Raw genomic sequence first — 25193 nt, 5'->3', positions numbered from 1 at the left:
ATTACTGCACTTCCTTTCTTCTCTTGGTCCATTCCATCAACAGCAGCAGACCTGCGGAAAATGCAGCCAGAACTAGCGCTATTCCTCCAGCAGCCGTCACATTAAAATTCTCAACATCCTGATAGACTAAAGTTGTCGCCGTCTGAGTTTTGTTCATAATGTTCCCCGAAACTACGAGCACCGCGCCGAACTCTCCAAGTGAACGTGCCACCGTAAGAATGACACCATACACAACCGCCCAACGAATTGAAGGCCAAGTTACCTTCCAAAAAATAGTCCAGCTACGAGCGCCCAATGTCGAAGCCGCTTCCTCCTGCTGTGAACCAATCTCCTGAAGCACCGGCATCACCTCGCGCACCATTAAAGGAAAGGTAACAAATAAAGTGGCAATGATCATTCCAGGAATCGCATAAACGATCTTTAGTCCAATCCCCTCAAAAATCGCTCCCAAGGTACTATCGGGACCCAGCAACAGGACAATCATCAATCCTCCGATTACAGGGGATACCGCGTAAGGCAAATCCACAATACTGTTCAATAATCCTTTTAGACGCTTGCCGATCCAGTTCGCCCGAACAAGATACAGAGCCATCATAATACCGAACAATGTATTTAATAACGTAACTACTATCACAACAAGCCCAGTCATCATGAGCGCATGCAGCGCTTCGGGCCTAGTCAGAGCATTCCAGAAACCACCAAATCCTTCACTAAAAGCACCCATAGCCATTTTTCCTAATGGAGCAGCAATGAGCAGAAAAAACACTAAATAAGTAAGAGCAATCCATAATTTCCTCATGAGCGTCTCCCCCGCATCTGCAGCATATTAATCAGCCAAAGAATGAGAAAGGATAAGGTCAAGAGAATAACAGAAACCGCAGCGGCGGAGACCGGATTATCACTTTCAACTTCACCAAAAATAAAAACAGAAGAGACAAGCGTACGGCCCGGAATATTACCTGCGACGAGTACCACTGCACCAAATTCCGCAAGTGCTCTTGAAAATGCGAGCATCCCACCACTGATCATCCCAGGCGCCATTGATGGAAGAATAACTTGCCAGAATACCCTTGCCCCCTTGGCACCCATTGTATATGCTGCTTCCTCTTCGGATGGATCCAACTCCTCCAGCAAGGGCTGAACCGCTCGAATCACGAATGGAAACGTCACGAACACCATAGCAATTACGATAGCCGGTTGATGAAAAACAATTTCAAATCCAAGTGCCTCAGCTGCTTTGCCGATAAGGCTACCTGGTCCAAGCAGCAGTAGAATCATCAAACCTCCGACAGCTGTTGGCAGTGCAAAAGGTAAATCGACCAGACTGTTTAGCAGCGCTTTACCAGCAAATTGATAACGAATAAGGACCCAAGCAATCATAGTTCCTAACAAGACATTAATTAAAGTAGCGATAATCGCCAGCTTTAAGGTTAACAGCACCGACTTCCAAGCAATTGGATCGCTGACGCTTTCCACAAAATTGCCAAAACCAAGAGAAAAAGAGTTGTAATAGACCCCGAGTATGGGCAACACGATCAATACTACAAAATAGAGCAAAATTGTAGTTCGGAAACCCCAAGTCCAGCCTTTGTGTCTAAGCAGCGAATTCAATGATTTTTGCCCTCCCACCTCCGGATAACCGGTCGGTATACTAACCAAAATCCTCATTAATTATTCCTATTTATATACTTGGTTTTATATTATTACTACTTTACCAAATCCTTCTCACCGCCGTCAATTACTTTCAAGTGAATTTGGGTTAAAATATATGTATCAAAGGTACACTAAAAAATGGCACCTCACAGGAAGGGGATTGATTATGTTGCATACTCTGGAGATCACTACTACAAAGCGGGATGAATTACGTGATATTACTCGGGAAGTCATTTCTTATGTGAAAAAAAGTGGAGTTCAAGACGGATTGATTGTAGTTTATTGTCCTCATACCACTGCTGGTATTGCTATTAATGAAAATGCAGATCCTGATGTGAAGCATGATGTTCTGCTGCGTTTGGATGAGGTCTACCCTTGGGAGCATCCGAAGTATCGGCATGAGGAAGGCAATACTGCCTCTCATCTTAAATCTATTACTACCGGGCCTTCCCAGACCCTGATCATCCACGAAGGTGAATTAATTCTCGGTCGTTGGCAAGGTATTTATTTCTGTGAGTTCGATGGACCTAGACGCCGGCAATGTTTCTTAAAAATAGTAGAGGGATAATAAACATACAAATGGCCGCTTCCGTTATCGCTGCGGAGCGGCCATTTAGACTATAACTAGAGTCTAGTAATACTTTCATCAAGCAGAGAAGCAGTGTTATACCAATGCACAGCTTTAAAGTGAAGATCTATAAAAAAAACAGCATTTTAAAGGCTGCGACATAAAACCTTTATATGAGCTAACGCTGCCTCTTTCACATCGTCAAACGATACTTTATCCTGGATATAATAAGAAATAAATCCGTGTGCAGACAAGAACATTGTCAACGGCACATTCTGCCAGTCCTCAGACACATATCCCTCTTCCTTCATATGACGGCGCACAATACTTGAGAATAAATCAAAACATCGTCCCTGTTCTGCTCTACAATAAGCTAGCAATTCCTCATCGCGAATCATGAACATAATTTCATATTGATAGGGATGATCTATTCCAAATCTAATAAATTCCATAATCAGCTGTTCTACCCTTGTCATTCCTTCTTCAGGCGGTTTATTCATCACTTGACTGAGTAAAGCAGCCACATGATTAAAATCCTCTACAACAATAGCGTAGAACAACTCCGCCTTTTCCTTGAAATGATAATAGAGAGAGCCGTGGCTATATCCCAAATGCTGACCAATACTTCGCATTGAAATCGCCCGATACCCTTTGGTTATAAACAGATGCCTAGCGGCCTCTAGAATCCTTTCCCTCGACAACTCCTGCTCCACTGCTCTCCTTGCCATATACTAATCCCCTTCGCTGTAGTAAATCCGCCGCCCTTCTGTTATCAGGGCTTGCCCTTGGGTTAGATCTGTTATCCATGCCATAAAAGTCTCACCCTCATCATTTCGCGGCAAACATAACAACGTTACTTTGTCGGTGAACAAAGTCTCGCCAGTCTGAATCCCTCTTCCTCGAAGTTCGTTCTCAACCTTGCCCAGCCAAGTGTACTCGATCTCTACGAATACCTCTCGTCTCAGTACACGGGTGATTACTTCTCCTGCTTCAAGCGCAAGCACTGCTCCATCCGTATAAGCTCTAATCAGCCCACCGGCACCCAGCATAATGCCTCCGAAATAACGGGTAACTACGATTGCGACATTTTTAACTCCCTGATTGCGGATTACTTCCAAAATCGGTTTGCCGGCTGTCCCACTCGGCTCCCCGTCGTCCGATTGCCTCTGGATTTCGTCTCTCTCCCCAATCACATAAGCAGAACAGTTATGCGTTGCGTTCCAATGTTTCTTCTTGATGTCCTCGATAAACAACAAAGCTTCTTCTTCATTCTCCACTGGCATAACATGACCAATGAAACGGGATTTACGGATCACAACTTCCTTTGAGCCGGAAGAGCGGACCGTTTGATATTGTTCTAACATAATTATTCCAGTCCTTATTTACATATGATGTCTTCATATAATGTCAGGAGCAGTCCCGGTATTGGATTACCTATGGACTGCTCCTGGTGACTTACATTAGTATGAATGTTCTGTGATTAATAGCCATTGTAAAACCTACTGCAATACTATTCAGTAAGTCTTGCTTCCAGCTCTGCTTTTTCTTTTTCGTAACCTGGTTTGCCAAGCAATGCGAACATGTTTTTCTTGTATGCTTCTACGCCTGGTTGGTCAAATGGGTTAACACCGAGCAAGTATCCGCTGATACCGCAGGCTTTTTCAAAGAAGTACACCAAATATCCAAAGGTGTATGGTGTTTGATCAGGAATAGTAACGATAAGGTTAGGTACTTGACCATCTGTATGTGCAAGCATTGTACCTTGGAAAGCTTTCTTATTCACGAAATCCATAGTCTTACCTGTTAAGAAGTTCAAGCCGTCCAGATCATCCGGATCATTCTCAATCGTAACATGATGAGCTACTTGATCTACTTGGATAACCGTTTCAAAAATGTTGCGGTTACCTTCTTGGATAAATTGACCCATGGAGTGTAGATCTGTGGAGAAATCAACGGAAGAAGGATAAATTCCTTTGAAGTCCTTACCTTCACTTTCGCCAAACAATTGTTTCCACCACTCAGATACAAAGTGTAAGGAAGGCTCATAGTTGACGAGGATTTCAGTTGTTTTACCTTTACGGTATAGAGCGTTACGAACTGCAGCATATTGATAAGCTTGGTTAGTAGCTACATCTGGATTGTTGAACTCATCCGCAGCGGCAGCAGCACCTTGCATCATTTCTTCAATGTTAATGCCAGCTACAGCAATTGGCAGCAAGCCTACAGGTGTCAATACGGAGTAACGTCCGCCAACATCGTCTGGAATGATGAAGGATTCATAACCTTCTTCAGTTGCCAATTTCTTAAGGGCACCTTTTTCCTTGTCTGTAGTAGCGTAAATGCGTTTACGAGCAACTTCCTTGCCGTATTTCTTCTCCAGAGCAGCGCGGAAAATGCGGAAAGCAATCGCTGGCTCAGTAGTAGTTCCTGATTTGGAGATTACGTTCACGGAGAAGTCTTTGCCTTCTACTAGATCAAGCAGATGCGTGATGTATGTAGAGCTAATGTTATTACCAGCGAAATAAACTTCTGGAGTCTTGCGTTTATCTTTAGAAAGGTTATTGTAGAAAGAATGCGATAGCGCCTCAATAGCTGCGCGTGCTCCCAGATAAGAACCTCCGATACCAATTACAATCAGTACCTCGGAATCGCTTTGGATCTTCTTAGCAGCTTGTTGAATGCGAGCGAATTCTTCCTTATCGTAAGCTGTCGGCAGATCGATCCATCCAAGGTAGTCAGAGCCTACACCAGTTTTGTTATGCAACTGTTCGTGTGCTAGCTTAACTGGGGCGGAAAGGTTGTCGATTTCTTGTTGGTTAAAAAACGAAAGAGCTTTTGTGTAGTCAAAATTAATCTTCTTAGACATCGGTAATGGTAACCTCCTGTTTTATCTCTTTAAATTTAAAACCGTTTGTTACAACTTTATAATTAGGATACTTTAATTTGCCTTGACTGGCAAGGTCTTAGGGCACATAGAGGGCATTAGAACCAAGTTTTCCAAAGTTCCTTGGAAGCGTTTCCTGTATCAAAAGACATAGGTGTGCTGTGGTGCTGGACAAAGTGCCGTGATAGAATAAAGAAAACGGAAGGTGGCTATATAAATGAAACAAATCGGTTTTATCGGACTCGGAACAATGGGTGCGCCTATGGCCTCCAATTTACTACGTGGCGGCTTTCAGGTTACGGTATACAACCGTACGGCAGCCAAGTGTAAACCTCTTGAAGCAGAAGGTGCCCAGACTGCTCTCACGCCCCGCGAAGCGGCTGAGGGTAAGGATGTTATTATTACCATGATCAGCAATGATGATTCGGTTCGTGAAGTGTTTTATGGTCAAGATGGTATACTTGATGCTGTGAAGCCTGGTGGACTAATTATTGATTCCAGCACAATTTCACCAGGACTAGTTCGTGAGATTGCCGCTGCTGTAGAAGCGCGCGGTGGACATTTCCTAGACGCGCCAGTAACTGGAAGCAAACCGGCAGCGATTGAAGGAACCTTAGTGTTCATGGTCGGCGGTAGTGCTGAGGTCATAGAACAACATCGTGATATCTTTGATACTTTGGGTAAGAAGCTGCTACATATGGGTGAGAACGGCAGCGGCGCTGTGGCCAAGCTGGCTCACAATGCTATGGTTGGTATTCATAATGTTGCCCTAGCCGAAGGATTCGCCATTGCTGTTAAATCAGGCGTACCAGCAGACAAGTTCCTGGAACTGGTACAACTTGGTTCTGCGGGCAGCAAACAAGCTGAGCTTAAAGGCCGTAAAATCATAGAAGATGATTTCAGCAATCAATTCTCCCTCGCTCTAATGCTTAAGGATTTGAAGCTTGCCTCTGCCCATAGCGATTCAACAGGCGTTCCTTCTCCTATGCTGGGCTTGGCTAAAAGCATGTTCCAAACTGGATTCACCCAAGGTTATGGTGAAGAAGATCTCTCTGCCGTAGTGAAATGTTACGAAGAGTGGATCGGCCAAAAGATGGGTGCAAATGTATCCAATAAATAAATCCAAGAGCTCAAAACCTACTTCATAAGAACATTTACGACCGCCTCGCACATGATATTGCGATGCGGTCTTTTCTTTATGGACAATCCCATTGTCGAACCAATTATACGAACGTTTGTTTGTATAATTATAATACCAAATTAACAGTTGTAGTGCAAGAAAATATTGGTTGCTGTGGAGTTACTCAGAACGTTGTGGTGGTGTTGGTGGGATAGTTACTAAGAAGGTCGCGAAGTACTGGTTTGTCGCAAAAGTTACTGTATTAGTGATGAAACGGTGGATTGGTGCTGGTGGAGTTACTGATGAGTTGCTAAATAGTCGCTTAAAAGTTACTGAGGGAGTGCTGAATTGTTGGGTAAGTGCTGGAGAAGTTACTGGATGAGTTGTTAGATAATTTCAGAAAAGTTACTGAAGGAGCGCTGAATTGTTGGATAGATACTGGAGAAATTGTTGGATAGTCACTGGGTGAGCTGCTGGTTAGTTGCAAATTGGTTACCAAGACGATCGCTTGATGACTACGGTATATCCCGTATTTTCTGGAACCTCTCCCTCGCTCCAAACCTTAAGCTCCTTTAACTAAGTAACCTCTGCGGTACACAGCCATCTCTATTGGACTCAGCTGACCTTATTCGCAGTATAATCTCACATTTGGCATGCTATCGGACTCCATAGTCACTATTAGCATGAAAAACGCCAATTATGTTTCTATGGAATAGCTGCACTGGTGTCCGAAAACCTGCTCAAAAGGCTATAATTTTGCTAATAGCGTCAGCTGGGTCCTTAAGCGGTAGGATTGGTGGTGACCAGGTGCTACATTGGTGTTGATCTAGTGTTAACGCCATCTGAGTCCGTACGCAGTGGGTTGGCGCTAACCGTGTGCCAAAGTTGGTGATGACACAGCACCATCGGACTCAGCTGACCTTATTTGCAGCATAATCCCACATTTGGCATGATATCGGACTCCATATTCGCTATTGGCATAAAAAGCGCCAATTATGAGCCTGTTTCTATGAAATAGCTGCACTGGAGTCCGAAAACTTGCTCAAAAGGCTATCAATTTGCTAATAGCGTCAGCTGGGTCCTTAAGCGGTAGGATTGGTGTTGACCCGGTACTACATTGGTGTTGATCTAGTGTTAACGTCATCTGGGTAGTTACGCAGTGGGTTGGTGAGGACCCGGTGCCTAAAGTTGGTGATGACACAGCACCTTCGGACTCAGCTGACCTTATTCGCAGTATAATCCCACATTTGGCATGCTATCGGACTCCATAGTCGCTATTGGCATAAAAAAGCGCCAATTATGAGCCTGTTTCTATGAAATAGCTGCACTGGAGTCCGAAAACTTGCTTAAAAGGCTATAAATTTGCTAATAGCGTCAGCTGGGTCCTTAAGCGGTAGGATTGGTGTTGACCGGGTGCTTCAGCGGTAGGATTGGTGTTGACCGGGTGCTTCAACGGTAGGATTGGTGGTGACCAGGTGCTTCAGCGGTAGGATTGGTGGTGACCCGGTACTACATTGGTGTTGATCTAGTGTTAACGCCATCTGGGTCCGTACGCGGTGGGGATGGTTATGACTCAGTGCTAATTTGGTGATGATCCGATTCAGCCCTAACGTCATTTGAGTCCTTAAGCCTCAAAATAGAATGATGAATACATAATTGAACATCAAGCAATATCACCAACCAACAACACAAAAAGCAGCGCTCCTCCAATAACAGGAGAACCGCTGCCTTGCTGACTTTTACGATTTTTAAATTGAATCCGGGTCGTCTCACTCATAGAAAAAAGCTACTTATAGGACAGCCCTTAGAAAAGTCTGTTTTCTATAGAACCGGGTAAGAACAGCAATAATCAGTTACTTCAAATACTTCCAACGCAAATTTAGAGTTGCCAGGAACATTGAACGTTGATGCTCCCTTAATCTCCTGCCATACCTCAGTGCCGGGAAGCAGCACTTTAAGATCGCCGGACAGAATCTCCATAATTTCAGGACCATCTGTACCAAATTCATACACACCCGGCAACATGATACCCAGTGTCACCTTAGATCCATCTTGCAAAATTACCGTACGGCTGGTTACTTGTCCGCCATAATATACATTGGCTGCTTTTTCGATCGTTGCGTTGTTAAACTGACTCATTACTTGTTCTCCCCCTAATGATTATTCAGTTAATTACAGAAGTGCTTTCACACGGCTAACTACGTTCTCTACAGTAAAGCCGTATTCTTTCATAACTCTATCGCCAGGGGCGGAAGCTCCGAAAGTAGTGATGCCTAGGATATCGCCTTGGTCACCAGTGTAACGTTCCCAGCCGAAGGTTTGTGCCATTTCGATAGCAAGACGGGCTTTGACTCCTGGAAGAATTACGGAATCACGATATTCTTTGTCTTGTTTTTCGAACAGATCCCAGCTTGGCAAGCTGATTACACGAACATCGATGCCTTCTTCTGCCAAAGCAGCTTGCGCTTTAACTGCCAACTGTACTTCAGAACCAGTTGCGATAAGTTGTGCTTGTGGAGTGCCATTTTTGGAATCAGAGACAACATAACCACCACGTTTGATGTTTTCACGAACGCCATCTACGGTTCCAGCAAGAATTGGCAAGTTTTGACGAGTCAGAACCAACGCAACCGGATTCTCTTTGTTTTCCATAGCATAAGCCCATGCTGCAGAAGTTTCGTTAGCATCAGCCGGACGAATAACAGTCAGACCTGGGATGATACGCAAGGAAGCCAATTGTTCGATTGGTTCATGCGTAGGACCATCTTCACCAACTGCAATACTGTCATGTGTCAGTACATAGGTTACTGGCAATTTCATGATCGATGCCAAACGAATTGCTGGACGCAGGTAGTCTGTGAATACGAAGAATGTTCCTCCGAATACTTTAAGACCAGTGTGTAGAGCAATACCGTTCATGGCAGCAGCCATACCAAACTCACGTACGCCGAAATAAATGTTGCGGCCATCATAAGATTCTGGTGTGAAAGATGTCAAACCATTCAAATGCGTCATAGTGGAGCTTTCCAAGTCAGCGGAACCACCCACTAGCTGAGGAACGCCAGCAGTCAGACCGTTAAGCGCACTACCGGAAGCGACACGAGTCGATACTGCTTTATCTTCAGTAGTGTAAGTTGGAAGGTTAGCATCCCAGCCTTCTGGAAGATCGCCATTGATTACAGTTTCGAATTGTGCAGCCAGCTCTGGATATGCTTTTTTGTAAGCCGCAAATTTGTCGTCCCAAGCTTTGTTAGCTGCGATTCCGTTTTTCTTCACTTCTGCAAAATGTGCACGAACTTCATCAGGCACATAGAAATCTTCTTCGTATACCCATTTGTAGAAATCTTTGGTCAGCTTAGCTTCTTCTGCTCCAAGTGGGGAGCCGTGAGTACCGCCATGGCCGCCTTTACCTTGTTTGTTAGGGCTACCATAACCAATAACTGTCTTCACTTCGATCAAAGTCGGTTTGCTAGTCTCAGCTTGCGCCTCAGCGATAGCTTTTTCAATAGCCGGAAGGTCATTTCCGTCTTCTACGCGCAGAACTTGCCAACCATAAGCATCAAAACGTTGAGCTACATTTTCGGAGAAAGAAAGATTCAATTTACCATCAAGGGAAATATCATTTGAATCATATAATACAACCAATTTTCCGAGTTTCAAATGACCAGCAAGAGAAGCGGACTCAGAAGAGATCCCTTCCATAAGGTCACCGTCACCACAAATAGCATAAGTATAGTGGTCAACTACGTTATGTCCTTCTTTGTTGTAGGTTGCGCCCAATTGAGCTTCGGCCATAGCCATACCAACGGCCATACCAATACCTTGTCCAAGCGGACCTGTAGTTGCATCAACACCAGCTGTGTGACCAACTTCCGGGTGACCAGGAGTCAAGCTACCCCATTGACGGAATTGTTTCAATTCTTCCATAGGAAGATCATAGCCGCTAAGGTGCAGCAAGCTGTACAGAAGCATGGAACCATGTCCAGCGGACAATACAAAACGATCGCGGTTTACCCATGTTGGATGATCAGGGTTATGATTCATTGTTTTTGCAAACAGCTGGTAGCCCATTGGTGCAGAACCCATTGGCATACCTGGATGGCCGGAATTCGCTTTTTCGATAGCATCAATAGCCAACGTACGAATTGTTGTGATCGACAGGTTATCTACTGTTGAGTTTTCTTCCTTCTGGATCGCTTGTTCTTGTTCACTCATTTAATAGTTCCTCCTCTGAAATCTCAAGAATGTCATTTTGACTCTTATTGTATCACTAGTGTGGAAGCAATTCCAATTGTTTTTAAAAACTCTTTGTTTGACAGCTTATGTTTTGCAATATCTACGCATTTATATACGCAAAAGTAACTATGTCATGAGACGGGTTTTTACTTAGCCTATGGTCTAGTTTTCTATTGCGACTAAAGTTTGTTTTACAATGCTCGAATATAAAGTAAGATGGAGTTACTCAAGTAAAATTTTCATTCATTATCCAATATCTCCAAGTGGAAAGGAATTCTGAACATGACTTCGAAAAAGGATGTTTATATTGTGCTTACCGGTACAGGTACAGCCTTCAGTGGTTTCATTAAGTGGTTTACAAAAGCTGATCTGAACCATGCTTCGATCGCCTTTGATAGTGAACTACGTGAGGTGTACAGCTTCGGAAGAAAAAAAATGCACAATCCATTCGTCGCGGGTCTGATTCAAGAAAATTTCATTCACCCTTTCTATAGCAGCGCAAATTGCTCTATTTATCAGTTACGTGTCAGTGCCACGGAATACGATGCCATGTACAATCATGTCCAAGGGATGATGAAAAATCAGGAACGTTATAAATACCATCTTTTAGGCCTGATCGGCGTACTTCTAAATGTTAAAATAGATCGAGAGAACGCTTATTTCTGCTCTCATTTTGTTGCTTCCTTATTTGAAAATACCGCAGTTCAGCCTGTGAATAAGCCTTCCTGCTTTGTTACCCCGGAGGATTTCGCTCTTTCACTCTGTTCCCATAAAATATTCAGCGGCAAGTTATCCTATTATGTGCGTAGAGCTCAAAGAGCCTCTGCACGTTCGACGAATATACCTTTACATACCCCTTCTGTTGCGACAAGAATGATGAGAATGAATGAAGAACGGACTGAAGGAGTTATATAAGTTGTTGCTCGTAAAAAAGGGCTATGCGGATCGTATTTCCGCGTAGCCCTTTTTAGATGGAAAAAGGATAAATTCGTAGATGTATCATTACTTCACACGATGGTTCCGAAAATATTCAGACCAATCGCCAGCAATCACAACAGTAACTGTATCAATTTTGGTATTGTACTCATTCTTAGCTGTGAAGGTAAAGGTCACTGGACCATCGGGAAGTTTCACAAATGCCGGATTATAAAATTCGCCTGTCCACAAGGTTTTATCACTGTTCGTTGGATTTAGTTGCGTAGAATAACCTCCCGTCATCGTTACCTCAACAGTATCAGGTAGACCGGTTGCTATCCCTTGCAAAATAAATCGCTCACCTGCCCAAAACACATTATAGCCTCTTGGACTCTCCTCATTACCGCTCTTGTTCAAATTGTAGCCTTTACGGTTGTTATTCCATTCCTCTGTGTGCTGGACCCCACCTTTAATACTCAGTAGATTAACCATGAAATATTTACGCGCTGAGATATTACTCCAGTTATAACCATCAAAAGCTTCCACTTCCACGGCATATTTTTCGTTCTCAACCAATATTCCCGCGGGCACTTGCCACTGTTTGGCACTTGAATTTTGTTCGCCAGATTGAACCTTAACCATCCCTGTCGCCAAGTTGATAATTTGTACCTTATACCGCTGTTGTTCATCTCCATCCTCATCTTGATAATCCCACTTGATGATTGGTGTAAGCGTACTTGCGATCATAGGCTTACTTGAGTCAGTACTTGTTGGGTACGTTATCGTTACGGTAGGTTTACGGTTGGCTACGGTGATACTCAGAGATAGCTCTCGATACAGTCCTAGAGAATCCGTAACGGTTTGTTTCAAGGTAAAGACGCCATTTGAGGTGAATTTCTTCGTAAATTCAGCTTGAGTACTAGCCAATCCTTCCGTCCCGTTAGATGATTTCAAATCATACTTATGGCTGATCGTATCTCCTTTTGGAAGGTCTGGATCCGTCGCTTTGCTCTTGATATTTAGAAGATCCGTGCGATAAATCGGCTCTTTGGCAGCATCTCTGCCTGTATCCGTGATAAGTGTGAATCCGGGCTGCGGCGGATTGTCGATGATAAACGTTTTTTCGTTAGATATTTCTGACCAGCTTAATTTGGAATAAGCCCGCCCATATACGGTGAAGTATTCAAAGCGATTAAATGTATGGTTAGGGAGTTGATACTGCCGCAGCTGACCTGTGGTGTCAAGGTTTTCAACTGTCTTAACTAAGAGTCCGTCTTTCGAAAAAAATTCTAAACGGTACTTCTCCTGCGGATCACTCTCTGGGTCTGTATAATTCCATTTAATTAATGGATCTCCTTGTATTTCGGCATCTATAACGGATGGATTGGTTACGGTTCCCGCCGGGGTTATCAATGTCATTGAGGGCGCTAGATTTTTAGTAACACTCACCTTCAACGTAGCTATATTAGACTTATCACCGATCTGATCGATAACCCAGTGTTCCAATGTATAGATACCGGACTCAGGAAAATTAACATCAATACTAGGAGTTCGAAGCCATTGCGTAATGCCATCACTATCCGTTACTTTCCAGAAGTATTGCAGACTAGCGATGTCGGAGGGATCTCCATCCTCATCAAAAGATGTATATTGTCGGGTATCATATTGGAATACTGCCGATGGACCATTAATAGCAGCTGTTGGAACATGATTTTTAACAGTAAATACGCGTGTTGCATTGGAACTTAAAGCTCCAATACTTGAGGGATTAGGTACATCTGTTGCCTTAAGGCGCATTTCCCATCCTTCTGATATAGCCTGCTGCGGTGAAATTCCGTTTCCAGCAATAAGATCTCGTATCGTCAAAGATTGGTTGCGGTTACTGCCAGCATAATAATAAGGACTATTGTTGAGTTTGGCGTACCATAAATAAGCAAGCGAATCTCCATCTTCATCAGGATCTGGTGTTAGATTATCCATTGTAATTACAGTGTCTCGATATACTTCAGCTGGCATGTTAAATGCTGCTGCGGGTGGGTGATTAATCACCTGAACATTTTGGCGATACCAATCTGACCATAATCCTCGGTTGTCATGCACTTGTAAACTAATTTGATAATTACCGATTCCAAAAGCTGCGATATTAGGTGGCGTTGTAGCTCCACCCCAATGCTCCCAAACTTTGTTCCAACCGTCTTTGATAACCGTCCAGTAATACACATCTAATGGATCATTATCCGGATCAAACGATTTGTCAGTTATGGTAGTAGCTTTACGATAGGAAACAATATTAGGATCCACAGTAAATAACGCTACGGGAGGTAGATTACCTGCAGCTCCCACCGTCCTTACACACCAGTCGCTCCAGACCCCCAACCCATTTTCACCATCGACATCCCGTACTCTAAGACGTATGTCATATTGTCCAGAACTCGGTAATTGAGCTGGCGGTTGACCATCTGTCCATATTTCAGAATCAGTTTTTTTATACTGCCATTGCCAAGCTATAAGCCCCTTATTAACAGCCGTGATGTGGTCCAAATCGTAGGAACTATCTGTTAGCTGAAGAGATCCCCACGCCAGTTTGGCAGCAAACAATGCAGTTGGCTTCCGATGAACATGATAAGTCATTGAAGATAAATTATCTCGGCTCCATAAACGATAGTCATCGAATCGGTCATCGTTTTTAGGATTATCTCGTGCTTGAAAGGTTGCGTTATAGAGTCCGCTATATGGAAAGGAGGTATACCTTTCTGAACGCCATAACCCACTATCCGAAATGATACCCATCGAATTATCGAAGAAATACGGGTTATGGTCGTATCTATAGCGTTCTTGATATTTAGAATCTCCTTCATAGTCCTTGTATGTGGTTGATACGTCTATAGGAGTGTTAATCAATATAAAGGATTTATTCCTAAGCCTATAGGATACATTAACGACCAACGATTTCTCATCCTTATAATTATAGGGATCCACAACCTTGATAATGATATTGTGTCGTCCGGGAGGAATTCCGTCTGCCAAAACATCTATTGGGATGGAAAACCATTTATTATTCAGTGCCTGTTGGACATTGACTTGTTTATAGAACACATTAGGAATTTCAGCACTAACGACTAGATCATTATTGTCCACATCTCGAACATATCCTTCGATATTCATACCACTGAATCCTGGCTCATTCAGTAGCTGCTGCTCGCTTGGTGTAGTCACTGTGAGCGTAGGTGCTGAATTTATTACTAGAGGTATGTTAACCCAATCATAATATACGTTGTTATGCCAACCATTCATCCATTCGTTAGGTTGGTGTTGCGCATCACTTGCTCTTAGTGCGACTTTAAGGGCTTTTGGAATGCCATACTTCGCTGGATAAGCATAACTTTCATAAAAAGCGGTTGTATTTCTGTCAAGGTTAAACTGAAGACTATCCGAACTTTTCACAGGTGGCATTTCTTCAATTCTCCATGAGGCATCAGTAGCATAATCAGTATTACCACTTCCATCTGTCCTGTACATATAACTGTAGATATTAAGAAATCTAGTACGCTGCGTATCATAGTACCAATTAATATCCCCTGATGTTAAAACTACAGGCGCATCAGGTACATAATCGTAGCGCAGTATTCTTGTTGTTAGATCAAAAGTAATATTGGTTAGGGTTATAGCAGGCATATTCAAACTTAAAGATCCTATATTCCCCATAGCTGGCTCCCAAGGAGTTGTTTTATTAAATCCTTCAAGACGGATATCCATAAAATTGATGATATTTGGGTCACCTGTCGCCTCTACCTTTGCACTCCCCGAATAAAATTCAGGGAATGAAAGAAGTAGTAATACAAGGGCCATAAACGTTGAAATTGTTTTTTTTAATTTCTGCATCTCTAATCCTCTCTACCATGACCAATCGACATCAGGTGCCTGATTTTTAACCGTGAAGATCCGTTCGATCACATTTTGTGTAACTTCTGAATCTATGGATTGCCGATCAGCCTGCGTCACAAACTCCTCGATGGTCGGCTGGCCAAACTCTTCAAATACAGTTAGTCTTACTTCGTATTTTCCGACTTCCTTTACCTTGAGATTCAAACGATCTAAATTCTGATTATTAAAAATAACCCATGGTTCACCCGAAAAATTTCCGTTGTTATCAGAATCGTAGCGGTATTCCCAAAGCCTTCGAGCCACCATATCTTGGTCTGGTGAGTACGACATATCATCTATTGATAGGGTCGCTTGATTACCATCTGAAGGATTGCGATACACTGTTCCAGCCATCGTAAAGTATGCAAAAGGTTTCTGGTCTGGAGCTATATCAAAAGTTGTTTCGTTTCTCGCAGTTAGCCCTAATGTATTCTCCACATAAATGGTTGCTTTATATTTCCCTGGCTTCTTGAATAGCACATCTTTGCTATATACTCCGTTCAGCGATCCGCTATATTTAATATCAGAATTCGTTCCACCTGATACGGCTGTGATCGTGAATTTAGTCTTAGCATCTACTAATGGGTAGTGGGTCGGGCTACTAACGTAACTTTGTATGATAACCTTTCGATTTTGCTTTAATGTACCATCTACCCTGATAGATGCATCTGGTTTTGGCTCAATGACATTAACCTCAGTACTAGTACTTCCAGTCATTTTGTCGTCGTCCATTACAGTCAAAGCAAGTGTTTGTTCCCCCAAATGGTCTTTATCATACCAAAGCGTTCCCCTTGGCAAAGTGCTCAATTCTCCCTTAGCATTAGGCGTATCCCAAAAGTAATCCGTAATATAACCATCGGGGTCATACGACCCTGCTGCACTGGCTACAAACTCTTGTCCTGCTTTTACAGTTTTCGGTGCATTTATAAGAGCTACTGGGGGTTTTAACTCTCTCGGTAGTTCTGGCGGTGATGTAGGACCTGGAAACCCTCCTCCCGGAGGACCTGAGGTTGTATACACTCCTGCTTTGACTGTAAAAGATTCTTTTAACGAGTCGAACTTACTTCTTTTGGTCACGACTTCATTCTTAAATCTCACTACTATACTTAGTTCGTACTCTTGACTGTAGTTACTTTTACCTGCCACTTTCTCCTTCGGAATTTCAAACTTGAAAGTTTCGTTTGCCGTTAGAGTTTTGATATACATCTTTTTTGTCTGGAGTGAGCCTTCATTACCTTTCTCTTTGGCATAAAAAATCCATTCTGAAATGTTTGATGTATCTTTATAGGATAGCAGCTCACCCTTCAATGCGATCTTAACCGAAACATTCTTATTATCAAACTTAATTGGGTTTGGATTAGGTTGTTCTAGAATTGCAGAACCTGTGAGTGTAGCTTCATCTGGGAGACCATATTCAAAGCTGACTGTTCCCCCGTAGCTGTAGGTGGTGACTTTAGCGTCTGCAGTGTAATAATAGGATGCGAATGCTTTATACTTTCGTCCTTCCGCTTTACCAGATAATCCGTCATTACTTTCTTTATCCCAAGGAACACCGTCAGGGATCATATAATTCAATATAATTCTCCCATTTTTAAATTTAGGATCGTCTGCATATGATGATTTTTTAAAAGGAATAACTTTTATAGTAGATTGAATGATATCTTGATCATTAATAACATCATTTACCGATCCGTTATACCATTTTAGATATTCTTTATCTTGATAAGGTCCTGCCGTTACCTTTGTTCTAGGTGGATTTTTTGAGGGATACCCATCAGTGGCAATTTTATCATCTGTCACCATCCGATCATTTCTTTCATCGTATTGATTTATTTGCCATCTTCTTCCGTCTGAATACAACCAAATCGAGTTGTATATGTCTGTTCTATACATTGCTTTCCAAGAAGCTTTATATCCTACTACATTACTAATATATTTTTGATTAGGCACTCCTTTAAGTGCAACTTTGATTTTCCCATTTTCCAACGAGATGCTTATTTTTCCATTAGATCCAGTATATTTTAAAGTGCCTGTTTTGATAGAAGAGCCAGTTATACCATTAGGTAGCTCCAAATAAAAATCTTTAGCTGAATTGTTAGATCCAAGCAAACCAGTCGTAATAGGAACAGAAATTGAAGTTAATTTTGTTTCAGCAGCTTGCACAGATGTGGAGAATGCAAAAGGAACAAGTAACAAAAAGCACATACATATTAAAATATCTTTTTTCATATTGATTGTCCTTTTAATAGTTGACTATTAATTTTTCATCAAATCCACCAGCATGATACATACGAATTGCAAAATAGTCAAAATCTTTTTCATATAAAAATGCTTGATAAGTGGATAGTTGTTCCCCTGGCTTGAGCGTGTAGTAATAGAATGCACTTTTATTGTTGATTTTCTCTTCATTTACCTTCGGCCAAATCGGGTCTAATTCCCCCCCATCTTTTAGTGATAAAACCCATTTATCTTTTTGATCATACAATGCTCTTTTCACAATACTTTTGCTGTTGTTTTTAATTATTATCTTAGTCCAAACCAAGTATTTAGGATTGCTAACCATTCCTCCAAATGAGTCATATTTAAATTGTTTCACTAGATTTTGTGCATCTTTTGACTTGAAATCATAAATCATGAATTTCTCCAGCGTATAACTAAACCCACCCGCCGTAACCGTAACCGGCAACTCTAAATCCTTTTTCAAACCATATTTACTTAAGTTATCCCTCATAATGGGTGCTGGTGTAGCAGCAGGTTTTGCTGTAACTGATGGTGTAGCTGCGGCTATTGGTGTAACCGCTGCTGCGTTAGTAATCACGTTCTGCCCCAATACCATGCTAAATAACATTGTCGTAGTCAAAACTGCCCTTACAATGGTCTTCTTCATCACTGAATCTCTCCCTTTTCTTTAATTGGCATTTTATTACTTATTGAACTTATACTCCTGAACTGCTGGCACCCTGATGGGCTGTTGTGTTTTGGATCTTGAGATCAGAACCGGGTGTTCCGTCTCAATGACGGCAATAACCGAAGGACCTGCGATGTATTTGGTTATGCCATATTCGCTATCCTCGTATAAAAGTGGAAAATTCACGCCATCGGAATCGTCAATAATATCGAACTTCACAATCTTTACTTGTGTCTTAAAACGACTGCCCCCTTGGGGGGAAAGGCCGCTATCAAGGCCTAGATTGTTCTGCAGGGTTTGCTGAAAAGTATCGTACGCATCTTCGGGATCTATAATCAGACGACCACGAGTCAATTCGGTCTCATCTAATTCCTGTGCGGCATCGTGAACAGCGATATTATTTGCGTCTTTTAACATGCTGCGCAGCTGGTCCCACTCCTGATTCTGGATCTGAAAGAACCAGGAGTAGATAAAGATCAGTAGGACAAATGCCAGCTTAATAATGTAATCCATAAATTACGCTCATCCCTTAGTCAATCGAGATACTCACTCATAATTGATCCATGCCCATAATATCGAGTCGGCTGCGAAACCGTAGAAAAATTATAAGGAAACAGATTTATCCGCGGCGCGGTTACATACACATCAATTCGTTGCTTTCGCTCTTGAACGGTGTCTGTACTGCTAGTAATTTCTATCGAAGCTTCAGAAAATCCAATCGCCTTCAGATTTGAAATTACTTCATTCCGCATAGAAGCTGTAACCATCCCCTCTGTTGCTGCTTTTTGTGTGATATAGGACGTATTAGCTTTGACCTGTAAATCTAGCAGATAATCTATGTAGGAGAAGATAGGCTGCAGGATAATAAACAGGACTAGCCACATGAACAATGCCCGGAGGACGGTCTCCTTCATTAGACACGCCTCCTTCTAATACTGTTCCACTTGCTTAGTATGTGAGATGATATCATCCTGACTGCTGCCGATCATATGCGTAGCTACCGTGACAAACATCCCCGCAATTACAAAGCCAATGGCCAAAAACATAGCGACGGAAATAGAGTCTTTTTTCATCTGACTTATACCGAAACGTGAGTCATGGACATAGTTAGTGCAGTCTGGCTGGAATCCAGCGGTTGAGTTAGAGATACCCCCGGGATCGTCGGTCTATTATCATCGGCAGCATTAATCACGTCACGCACCAGAGGAATCAAAATGGAAATTACGATGGCCACACACAAAAAACCGATAGCGATAAACAAACCTGTAGAAATAGCGTCTTTTTTCATTGTTAATTTCTCCCTTTTTATTTTAGGTTTTAAAAATAAGGTTGAATATACAATTTTTCACTGGAACATGCCGACTCCATTAAAATTTCCTTTGATTAGCAAAATGTACTGCATCGCCATGGCAACGATCATCAAAAAAGTAGCAATCGATGGAATAACATTAATAATCGTCGATAGATCACCGATGAAAGACCATTTTTTTAAATACTGATCGCTGGAGATTTTGGAGATAATCTTGCCTTGTTCACGCAAATAGTTTGCAGCTTCCGTGTCATCATCCATGCCTTCTGTCGCCAGCAAAATGGACCGGATGTCATTAATAAAGTGATGGTTATCCGGAAATTTGGCACAAAACCATTCAATCGCCCCCTCCACACCCTCATCTACTGCCCGTTCTGACAGCTCATACAAATCCTGACGTATATATTGAAAATGTCCCGCTGTACTCCCACAAAAAGCACCAAACTGCACATATCCGCGCTTACGTAGGCGATTATTCTCATAGAGACGAATGAAGGAGATCAACTCGCCATCTTTTTGAATATTCGTCTTTTGGTGAAGCCACGCCAACACCCAACCAAGCGGAAGATAACGCATCGGACTGCTGATTACGAGAATAAGTAGAGCAATTAGAGGGTCATAGAATGAAAAAGGAACAGATCGGATGAAATCGCTGACGACTTGGCTAAATAAATAGATGATTGCCGCTGAATAACGAAATAGCGTAACTTTTCGAGCCGAAATTGATAAACCGCATTCATTCAACAATTGCTGAAATCTATCACTCTGCACGTGTTCACCCAGCGAATTCCACCGGATGCCCAGTCGGACAAGATATCGTTCCTGCTTACTGCTGCTGCTCACAAACACAAGTAATGCGACATACACGATCCCGATCACTGTAATTAGTAGTAATAATCTATCCATAGTTCATCACCTTAGTGGTAGTCCAGTTTGGGCCTGGCAAGAATAGTACTGATCACAAAAGAGATAAAAAGGCCGGAGACGATCACCATCAAAAAGGAAAGGCCTACCGTAGTTTCGAACTGCAGTTGGAAATAGACATCGGGCTTCAGCATATACATAAAGGTTCCAACCGTAGATACCAGCACCAGAAGATTCCCATATAAGCCAAGGCTGATCGCATCTCTGCTTCCTGCTTTTACAGTTAAAATCGTCTCTCTCTGCTGCTCCATAGAACGATTCAACAGCATTAGCGAGCTTTTTAAATAACAGGTTCCCTCCTTCTCGGCATAGAGCAGATCTGATATAAACTCTAAAGCGAAGGTGGTGCCGATCGCACTGGAGAATCTCCCTGCCTCCTCAACAAGCTCCTTCTCATTACTGTAATTAGAAAATGCGGCACCTAGCAGCTTCAGAGGGCTCTTTAGTACATTTTTATCCGTAAGAAAATCCGCTGTCCGATCAAGGATCGAATCTACCGACAAATGTGTGAATTTGGTGGAGATTTTGACTACATCGAGGAGAGCGTAGCTTCCATGTACCTTCCGCTGTGCATAGATGTATCTCATACGAAAATAAGGAATCGTCGCAGATATTACAGCTATAAAAAGCGGAAATCTCCACGCCCCCTGAATCGGCTGTCCTTCATTAAAAGTAATCCCCTCCAAAAAAGGATTGTTAAAACTCAACCTTCCAGGGAGCTCACTAATTGTCAGTAGTCCTGATAAGAAAACCGCAATAAACAAAATGGCTGTACGCATAACAAAACGCATAACGCTAATACCCGGTTCATACTTCCGGTGTACGAAATACAGAAGCTTGTCCAGATGGCGGTAGAGCCACAGCCTTTTTTTAACCGAGCTAACTCTTTTGCCAAAAATGCTCATCTTATGTTTAATTCGAAAATCGAATTTCTGGACTACCTGCCGTAAATGCCTTTCGATGAGCAGTTTGGTGAGTAACCACAGTCCCCACACAATCCATAAATGAAGGACAAAACGAAAAATATAAAATAGTAAATCCATATCTGCACCTCCTCACTCATCAAGTACTATCTTAGATTTCAAGCTTTCTTTAAGCGGCTGATCCATTGGCTTTGTTAAAGCAAGTCGTCCCAGCTCTTTTTGGAGAATCCGCGTAGCCTGCGCATTTTTCTTAGTCATTTTCAGCATCAGATTTTTCGTCAGCTTGTCATTATAAGACCAACACATTTCCTCCGGCTCCCAGCGCATAAGATCATTAGCAAACACTGAATTTCTCTCCTCTTCGTAAAAGATTTCTGATATTCGCGCCAGCCGCTTCTTCCCGTTCGGGACACTCTCCAAAATAAACACCAGCTCGCATGATTTCAGCGCAGAAATCAAATGCCCCTTTAGACTCCCGCCAATTCTTGTCGACACAGCAAACGCACCTTGATAAGGAATGTCCTCCGAATCCACGGTGTGGAAGGTTCCGGTGATCCCGTCGTATCCTTTTTCCCCACTCCACAAATAAAATTCCCACTCGTTATAACGCATCTCTGTCGTGCAATAATTTCCCCGTTTTTATCTCATGATTAATTTACATCGTATTTTTAGCACATTTTCATCGTAAATATGTTTGTTTTCTCAGATTTGAATAGTAATAAAAAATATCGTTGTGGGGAAAATGTGGGGAAATAAATAAAGCCTTGCTTATCTTGATAAGACAAGATTTCAAGGCTCTATCCACTCTATATTATAGAATCAATTATTTTTGATTGAAGAGTATTTTCTAGTTCAATAACATCTTCGATGACACTAAGAATATCATTAGATGCTTCACCTTTAGTACACCCGTTTTGTTGCTTGAGCTGCCAATACACAGACATCATTTTTGATTTTATACTAGCGACCCTAGATAAATCATTCATATCAACTTCCATGAGTAGTCCTCCTTGATGTGCTATAATTTGCTGGTATAAAAACTGAAATTGAAGGGAGCTTGGCAGCTTGCGCGTAACTCGCGGAAGGTGTCTACTCCAAGATTGGATCGACAGTAAAGGCTGGACTCAAGCAGAGTACGCCAAACGATCCGGTCGGCCCAAACGTATCATCTCCCATTTTTGCAATAATGAGAGAGTGATGAAGCCAGAAGATGAGTACGCAGCATCTCTCATATTTGATTGCAGAATGGAAGATTTACACGAATGGATTGTTGTACAAGACAACAAGGAGTAGGCTGTGCGGAAAGTCCGCACTTCCCTACTTCAATTAGGAGCATTTTGCTCTTAAATCATTTTAAATCCGTTTATTGGAATTTACTGTCGCTATATGTCGAAACGTCTATCGGTAATTAAATACAGACTTTAACAGTTAAGACCATATTCATATAACAACGACAATTAATACTACGAAGTAAGGAAAATTTGCCTTAGGGGATGGAAGAAGTGAAAATCGAAGAGTTAAAACTTGGCGTTCGAGTCCGTATCAAAGAAGGTTTCCATATCGGTAAGATCGGTATTGTTATAGCTAAAGGAACAGAAACTGTCTTGCTCGATATTGGCGAGCCATTACTTATTAGTGAACCACCTGAACATCTGGGACCTGCACCTGAGGATCCATTACCACCAGGATGGGAAGAAGTTGAGCTATAAAATGACTTATACACCATCAAACCTTAAAGAATTAGAAAAACCTTAAAACTCAAAGATACGTATAATAAACACGTTGACACGTACATTTAACACGTGTATAATAGGAACATAAGGAGGGTTGAGATGAAAGCTTATAATTCAAGAGAAATCATAAATATTCTTGAAGAGGACGGATGGTTCCTAATCGGAGTACATGGTAGCCACCATTACTTCAAACATTCGAAAAAGCCCGGAAAAGTTACAGTGCCACACCCTAGAAGCAGCTTTCCTCCGAAGACACAAAAGAGTATTCTAAAATCAGCAGGGTTGTAGGGGCGAAAGCCCCTCTCCACAAGGAGGTTAATATAAATGAGCAAGAAAGATGTTTATCGCTACTGGGCGTTGCTAGACACTACAGACGAAGGAATCTCTGTTCGTTTCCCCGATCTTCCCGGATGTCTGACTTCCGGTGATACAGCTGAAGAAGCACACACCGCAGCACGTGAAGCTCTTGAAGGGTTTATGTATATGATGGAGCAAGACAATGACCCTATTCCTTCACCGTCTGTTCTCGGTGATATCTTGAAGCAAGCAGATCCGACAGAGGCCGCCTGTGAAGTGCAGGTCTATATGCCAACTGTTAGGGATGCAATGGAAGCCAAGGCTGTAAAAAAAACATTGACTGTACCGAAGTGGTTAAACGATGAGGCAGAAAAACAGCATCTGAACTTTAGTCAAATATTGCAAGAGGGATTGAAACGAAGCCTTGGAATCGAAAAGCAACGCATTTAATTAGTTACCTCCTTGCGAACATACCTATCCTATAGGGACCTTCGCAAGACTACCTAATTCAACCTCCTCAATGATGTATTAACGTCAAATAGAAAAATCCCTACCGACCATATAGGTTAGTAGGGATTTTTTTATAGAATCAATACAACTTTCACCATAACAGTAAACGTGTTATAGTGTCCATATAATTTGATGGAGGTAAATCATTATGGAGAAAATCATCGATGAAAACACAGCATTAAGACACTATTTCCCGCTTCCAGCACATCTTTATTGTATGGATATCGATTGTTTAAAAACCGTGGCTCATGAAGAAGAACGAGGACACAATTTAACGGGGCTTATAAACGCTCTATACATTCAAGGTCATTTAGATCTTGATCGTTTATTAAACTGTACTTGGAAGGAAATATGTCAGGCGCGAAGAATAGGTGTTAAAAAGCACGAACTTTTAATTAGTTTACTAGAACGGATTTCTGCAGAGCCCATGATAATAGAAAATCACAAAATCGCCCCAACGATAACAATGCACACTGAAAAAGATATCGGGGAATTAACCTTAAAGAAAATCATTGAAAAATATAAAGAAACACCCGTGGATTTATTAAAGATGCAAGAAGCAAATGAAAAGGAAGCTCGTTTACAGAAAATTAAAGATAGGCTCCGTGAAATGGGGATGATACATTAAATAAGCCCTTCCAGTGTCATTACTGACTAGTTTTTCACTCATTCTCTAGACCAGGAAAGAAACTCATTTATTTCTAAAGCCCATCTATTTCCACTATTTAAACTGCTTTTAAGTTTACTAGCCACTTGTTCAGCACTCATATTCACAATCGATCCCTCGTTTACTAACCCCCCTACCTGAAATCCCTTTTACAATCGAAATAGATTTTTTTATCGGTCTTTTTCTATGAATGTCGTAAACAAATGCTAATGCTTTTTCCATTTCATTTTCGCTAAGACTTCGGTCGATTAGAATCATCATGTCTAGAACTGGGATGAAGTTTTCCTTGTATTCCACTAACAATCTCCTCTTCTTCCAACTTGGTCTTCCGCGTATCCTTTTCTAGTTTCCTTTTCATCGCCAAATAACAAAGTTCGTAAATGAAATTTTGTGTTTCCTTTGGGAATTGATCAAGATGCACAATTAACACCCTCTAATATAACTTTTATCATGAATTATTCCCAAAACGATCAAACGTTAACGCGATTCAATAAAATGACTACAATATATATAAAAACCTATATAATTACTGACGGAATTGGTTATATGTATTTATATGGAAATTCACTTTACACTTTTAAACGTTTTATGTATAATTACTTTACACCGAAAATGTAAAGTA

General features: G+C 41.8%; 28 protein-coding genes. 9 read left to right on the top strand and 19 right to left on the bottom strand.

What is annotated here, in order from left to right:
- Position 1: 1 nt before the first annotated feature.
- Positions 2-799 (bottom strand): sulfate ABC transporter permease subunit, encoded by a 798-nt coding sequence (locus tag NST58_RS06950; RefSeq protein ID WP_036681745.1) that lies wholly within the window; start codon positions 797-799, stop codon positions 2-4.
- Positions 796-1611 (bottom strand): sulfate ABC transporter permease subunit CysT, encoded by an 816-nt coding sequence (gene cysT / locus NST58_RS06945; protein WP_038569140.1) that lies wholly within the window; start codon positions 1609-1611, stop codon positions 796-798. The genes NST58_RS06950 and cysT overlap by 4 nt, the downstream gene beginning before the upstream one ends.
- A 208-nt stretch (positions 1612-1819) precedes the next feature.
- Between cysT and NST58_RS06940 the strand changes: the two genes are divergently transcribed.
- A complete protein-coding gene (locus tag NST58_RS06940; RefSeq protein WP_339246998.1) occupies positions 1820-2221 on the top strand; it encodes a secondary thiamine-phosphate synthase enzyme YjbQ in 402 nt (133 codons plus the stop codon).
- A gap of 146 nt (positions 2222-2367) precedes the next feature.
- Here the strand turns inward: NST58_RS06940 and NST58_RS06935 are convergent, their stop codons facing one another.
- From NST58_RS06935 to NST58_RS06925, 3 genes are all read right to left on the bottom strand, one after another.
- Positions 2368-2949, bottom strand: coding sequence for a TetR/AcrR family transcriptional regulator (locus NST58_RS06935; RefSeq protein ID WP_036681739.1), 582 nt, complete (start codon positions 2947-2949; stop codon positions 2368-2370).
- 3 nt (positions 2950-2952) lie between these two features.
- On the bottom strand, positions 2953-3585 hold the full coding sequence (locus NST58_RS06930) for a YigZ family protein (protein WP_076128170.1): 633 nt from the start codon (positions 3583-3585) through the stop codon (positions 2953-2955).
- 146 nt (positions 3586-3731) lie between these two features.
- Entirely contained in the window at positions 3732-5087 is a 1356-nt protein-coding gene (locus NST58_RS06925; RefSeq protein WP_076277701.1) for a glucose-6-phosphate isomerase, read from the bottom strand.
- A gap of 235 nt (positions 5088-5322) precedes the next feature.
- Here NST58_RS06925 and NST58_RS06920 point away from each other — a divergent pair, with 235 nt between their 5' ends.
- Together NST58_RS06920 and NST58_RS06915 are read left to right on the top strand one after the other, a co-directional pair.
- Entirely contained in the window at positions 5323-6225 is a 903-nt protein-coding gene (locus NST58_RS06920) for an NAD(P)-dependent oxidoreductase (RefSeq protein WP_339246993.1), read from the top strand.
- 169 nt (positions 6226-6394) lie between these two features.
- Positions 6395-6607 carry a hypothetical protein gene (locus tag NST58_RS06915; protein WP_076128173.1) on the top strand — a complete coding sequence of 71 codons (213 nt, stop codon included), beginning with the start codon at positions 6395-6397 and terminating at the stop codon, positions 6605-6607.
- Positions 6608-8046: 1439 nt separating this feature from the next.
- On the opposite strand, the gene NST58_RS06910 is transcribed toward NST58_RS06915, so the two are convergent.
- Positions 8047-8364 (bottom strand): pyrimidine/purine nucleoside phosphorylase, encoded by a 318-nt coding sequence (locus NST58_RS06910; protein ID WP_036681729.1) that lies wholly within the window; start codon positions 8362-8364, stop codon positions 8047-8049.
- Between the two features lie 33 nt (positions 8365-8397).
- Entirely contained in the window at positions 8398-10440 is a 2043-nt protein-coding gene (gene tkt / locus NST58_RS06905; protein WP_036681727.1) for a transketolase, read from the bottom strand.
- A 303-nt stretch (positions 10441-10743) separates the two neighbouring features.
- Here tkt and NST58_RS06900 point away from each other — a divergent pair, with 303 nt between their 5' ends.
- Positions 10744-11376 (top strand): hypothetical protein, encoded by a 633-nt coding sequence (locus NST58_RS06900; protein ID WP_036681725.1) that lies wholly within the window; start codon positions 10744-10746, stop codon positions 11374-11376.
- Between the two features lie 87 nt (positions 11377-11463).
- On the opposite strand, the gene NST58_RS06895 is transcribed toward NST58_RS06900, so the two are convergent.
- The 11 genes from NST58_RS06895 to NST58_RS06845 all read right to left on the bottom strand — a co-directional run bounded on the left by NST58_RS06895 (position 11464) and on the right by NST58_RS06845 (position 22362).
- A complete protein-coding gene (locus NST58_RS06895; protein ID WP_339246991.1) occupies positions 11464-15258 on the bottom strand; it encodes a hypothetical protein in 3795 nt (1264 codons plus the stop codon).
- A gap of 12 nt (positions 15259-15270) precedes the next feature.
- The gene (locus tag NST58_RS06890) at positions 15271-17529 is read right to left on the bottom strand and encodes a hypothetical protein (RefSeq protein WP_339246989.1); all 2259 of its coding nucleotides are present in this window, start codon (positions 17527-17529) and stop codon (positions 15271-15273) included.
- A gap of 13 nt (positions 17530-17542) precedes the next feature.
- A complete protein-coding gene (locus NST58_RS06885) occupies positions 17543-18187 on the bottom strand; it encodes a hypothetical protein (RefSeq protein WP_339246987.1) in 645 nt (214 codons plus the stop codon).
- A gap of 36 nt (positions 18188-18223) precedes the next feature.
- Positions 18224-18721, bottom strand: coding sequence for a hypothetical protein (locus NST58_RS06880; protein WP_339246985.1), 498 nt, complete (start codon positions 18719-18721; stop codon positions 18224-18226).
- 20 nt (positions 18722-18741) lie between these two features.
- Positions 18742-19122, bottom strand: coding sequence for a hypothetical protein (locus tag NST58_RS06875; RefSeq protein WP_076220818.1), 381 nt, complete (start codon positions 19120-19122; stop codon positions 18742-18744).
- Between the two features lie 15 nt (positions 19123-19137).
- On the bottom strand, positions 19138-19281 hold the full coding sequence (locus NST58_RS06870) for a hypothetical protein (protein ID WP_162636675.1): 144 nt from the start codon (positions 19279-19281) through the stop codon (positions 19138-19140).
- A gap of 5 nt (positions 19282-19286) precedes the next feature.
- Complete coding sequence (locus NST58_RS06865; protein ID WP_339246982.1) at positions 19287-19496, bottom strand: hypothetical protein; 210 nt, start codon at positions 19494-19496, stop codon at positions 19287-19289.
- Positions 19497-19553: 57 nt separating this feature from the next.
- Complete coding sequence (locus NST58_RS06860; RefSeq protein ID WP_036681711.1) at positions 19554-20423, bottom strand: hypothetical protein; 870 nt, start codon at positions 20421-20423, stop codon at positions 19554-19556.
- 11 nt (positions 20424-20434) lie between these two features.
- Positions 20435-21484: a hypothetical protein gene (locus tag NST58_RS06855; protein WP_339246979.1), complete on the bottom strand. Its 1050-nt coding sequence runs from the start codon at positions 21482-21484 to the stop codon at positions 20435-20437.
- Positions 21485-21496: 12 nt separating this feature from the next.
- The gene (locus NST58_RS06850; RefSeq protein ID WP_339246976.1) at positions 21497-21949 is read right to left on the bottom strand and encodes a hypothetical protein; all 453 of its coding nucleotides are present in this window, start codon (positions 21947-21949) and stop codon (positions 21497-21499) included.
- A 221-nt stretch (positions 21950-22170) separates the two neighbouring features.
- Positions 22171-22362 carry a hypothetical protein gene (locus NST58_RS06845; RefSeq protein ID WP_339246974.1) on the bottom strand — a complete coding sequence of 64 codons (192 nt, stop codon included), beginning with the start codon at positions 22360-22362 and terminating at the stop codon, positions 22171-22173.
- A 67-nt stretch (positions 22363-22429) separates the two neighbouring features.
- On the opposite strand from NST58_RS06845, the gene NST58_RS06840 reads away from it, so the two are divergent.
- From NST58_RS06840 to NST58_RS06820, 5 genes are all read left to right on the top strand, one after another.
- Complete coding sequence (locus NST58_RS06840) at positions 22430-22657, top strand: helix-turn-helix transcriptional regulator (protein WP_076144367.1); 228 nt, start codon at positions 22430-22432, stop codon at positions 22655-22657.
- Between the two features lie 209 nt (positions 22658-22866).
- A complete protein-coding gene (locus tag NST58_RS06835) occupies positions 22867-23073 on the top strand; it encodes a hypothetical protein (RefSeq protein ID WP_339246971.1) in 207 nt (68 codons plus the stop codon).
- Positions 23074-23196: 123 nt separating this feature from the next.
- A complete protein-coding gene (locus NST58_RS06830) occupies positions 23197-23385 on the top strand; it encodes a type II toxin-antitoxin system HicA family toxin (protein ID WP_339246968.1) in 189 nt (62 codons plus the stop codon).
- Between the two features lie 36 nt (positions 23386-23421).
- A complete protein-coding gene (locus tag NST58_RS06825) occupies positions 23422-23844 on the top strand; it encodes a type II toxin-antitoxin system HicB family antitoxin (protein ID WP_339246966.1) in 423 nt (140 codons plus the stop codon).
- Positions 23845-24052: 208 nt separating this feature from the next.
- Positions 24053-24532 (top strand): hypothetical protein, encoded by a 480-nt coding sequence (locus NST58_RS06820; protein ID WP_339246963.1) that lies wholly within the window; start codon positions 24053-24055, stop codon positions 24530-24532.
- A gap of 129 nt (positions 24533-24661) precedes the next feature.
- Here the strand turns inward: NST58_RS06820 and NST58_RS06815 are convergent, their stop codons facing one another.
- The gene (locus NST58_RS06815; RefSeq protein WP_339246960.1) at positions 24662-24868 is read right to left on the bottom strand and encodes a hypothetical protein; all 207 of its coding nucleotides are present in this window, start codon (positions 24866-24868) and stop codon (positions 24662-24664) included.
- Positions 24869-25193: the final 325 nt, after the last annotated feature.

The organism is Paenibacillus sp. FSL R10-2796, from assembly GCF_037965315.1.
In the GTDB taxonomy this organism is placed as follows: Bacteria; Bacillota; Bacilli; order Paenibacillales; family Paenibacillaceae; genus Paenibacillus_AQ; species Paenibacillus_AQ odorifer.
The sequence above is the reverse complement of the archived record's forward strand: the minus strand, read 5'-3'. Positions and strand labels throughout refer to the sequence as shown.

Excerpts from the sequence above, each read along its gene's own strand:
- NST58_RS06900 (WP_036681725.1), top strand. The coding sequence starts at position 10,744 with ATGACTTCGAAAAAGGATGTTTATATTGTGCTTACCGGTACAGGTACA.
- NST58_RS06895 (WP_339246991.1), bottom strand. The coding sequence starts at position 15,258 with ATGCAGAAATTAAAAAAAACAATTTCAACGTTTATGGCCCTTGTATTA.
- NST58_RS06935 (WP_036681739.1), bottom strand. The coding sequence starts at position 2,949 with ATGGCAAGGAGAGCAGTGGAGCAGGAGTTGTCGAGGGAAAGGATTCTA.
- NST58_RS06830 (WP_339246968.1), top strand. The coding sequence starts at position 23,197 with ATGAAAGCTTATAATTCAAGAGAAATCATAAATATTCTTGAAGAGGAC.
- NST58_RS06845 (WP_339246974.1), bottom strand. The coding sequence starts at position 22,362 with ATGGAAGTTGATATGAATGATTTATCTAGGGTCGCTAGTATAAAATCA.
- tkt (WP_036681727.1), bottom strand. The coding sequence starts at position 10,440 with ATGAGTGAACAAGAACAAGCGATCCAGAAGGAAGAAAACTCAACAGTA.
- NST58_RS06880 (WP_339246985.1), bottom strand. The coding sequence starts at position 18,721 with ATGGATTACATTATTAAGCTGGCATTTGTCCTACTGATCTTTATCTAC.
- NST58_RS06820 (WP_339246963.1), top strand. The coding sequence starts at position 24,053 with ATGGAGAAAATCATCGATGAAAACACAGCATTAAGACACTATTTCCCG.
- NST58_RS06865 (WP_339246982.1), bottom strand. The coding sequence starts at position 19,496 with ATGAAAAAAGACGCTATTTCTACAGGTTTGTTTATCGCTATCGGTTTT.
- NST58_RS06920 (WP_339246993.1), top strand. The coding sequence starts at position 5,323 with ATGAAACAAATCGGTTTTATCGGACTCGGAACAATGGGTGCGCCTATG.
- NST58_RS06875 (WP_076220818.1), bottom strand. The coding sequence starts at position 19,122 with ATGAAGGAGACCGTCCTCCGGGCATTGTTCATGTGGCTAGTCCTGTTT.
- NST58_RS06910 (WP_036681729.1), bottom strand. The coding sequence starts at position 8,364 with ATGAGTCAGTTTAACAACGCAACGATCGAAAAAGCAGCCAATGTATAT.
- NST58_RS06885 (WP_339246987.1), bottom strand. The coding sequence starts at position 18,187 with ATGAAGAAGACCATTGTAAGGGCAGTTTTGACTACGACAATGTTATTT.
- NST58_RS06825 (WP_339246966.1), top strand. The coding sequence starts at position 23,422 with ATGAGCAAGAAAGATGTTTATCGCTACTGGGCGTTGCTAGACACTACA.
- NST58_RS06925 (WP_076277701.1), bottom strand. The coding sequence starts at position 5,087 with ATGTCTAAGAAGATTAATTTTGACTACACAAAAGCTCTTTCGTTTTTT.
- NST58_RS06890 (WP_339246989.1), bottom strand. The coding sequence starts at position 17,529 with ATGAAAAAAGATATTTTAATATGTATGTGCTTTTTGTTACTTGTTCCT.
- NST58_RS06860 (WP_036681711.1), bottom strand. The coding sequence starts at position 20,423 with ATGGATAGATTATTACTACTAATTACAGTGATCGGGATCGTGTATGTC.
- NST58_RS06940 (WP_339246998.1), top strand. The coding sequence starts at position 1,820 with ATGTTGCATACTCTGGAGATCACTACTACAAAGCGGGATGAATTACGT.
- NST58_RS06870 (WP_162636675.1), bottom strand. The coding sequence starts at position 19,281 with ATGAAAAAAGACTCTATTTCCGTCGCTATGTTTTTGGCCATTGGCTTT.
- NST58_RS06950 (WP_036681745.1), bottom strand. The coding sequence starts at position 799 with ATGAGGAAATTATGGATTGCTCTTACTTATTTAGTGTTTTTTCTGCTC.
- NST58_RS06930 (WP_076128170.1), bottom strand. The coding sequence starts at position 3,585 with ATGTTAGAACAATATCAAACGGTCCGCTCTTCCGGCTCAAAGGAAGTT.
- NST58_RS06855 (WP_339246979.1), bottom strand. The coding sequence starts at position 21,484 with ATGGATTTACTATTTTATATTTTTCGTTTTGTCCTTCATTTATGGATT.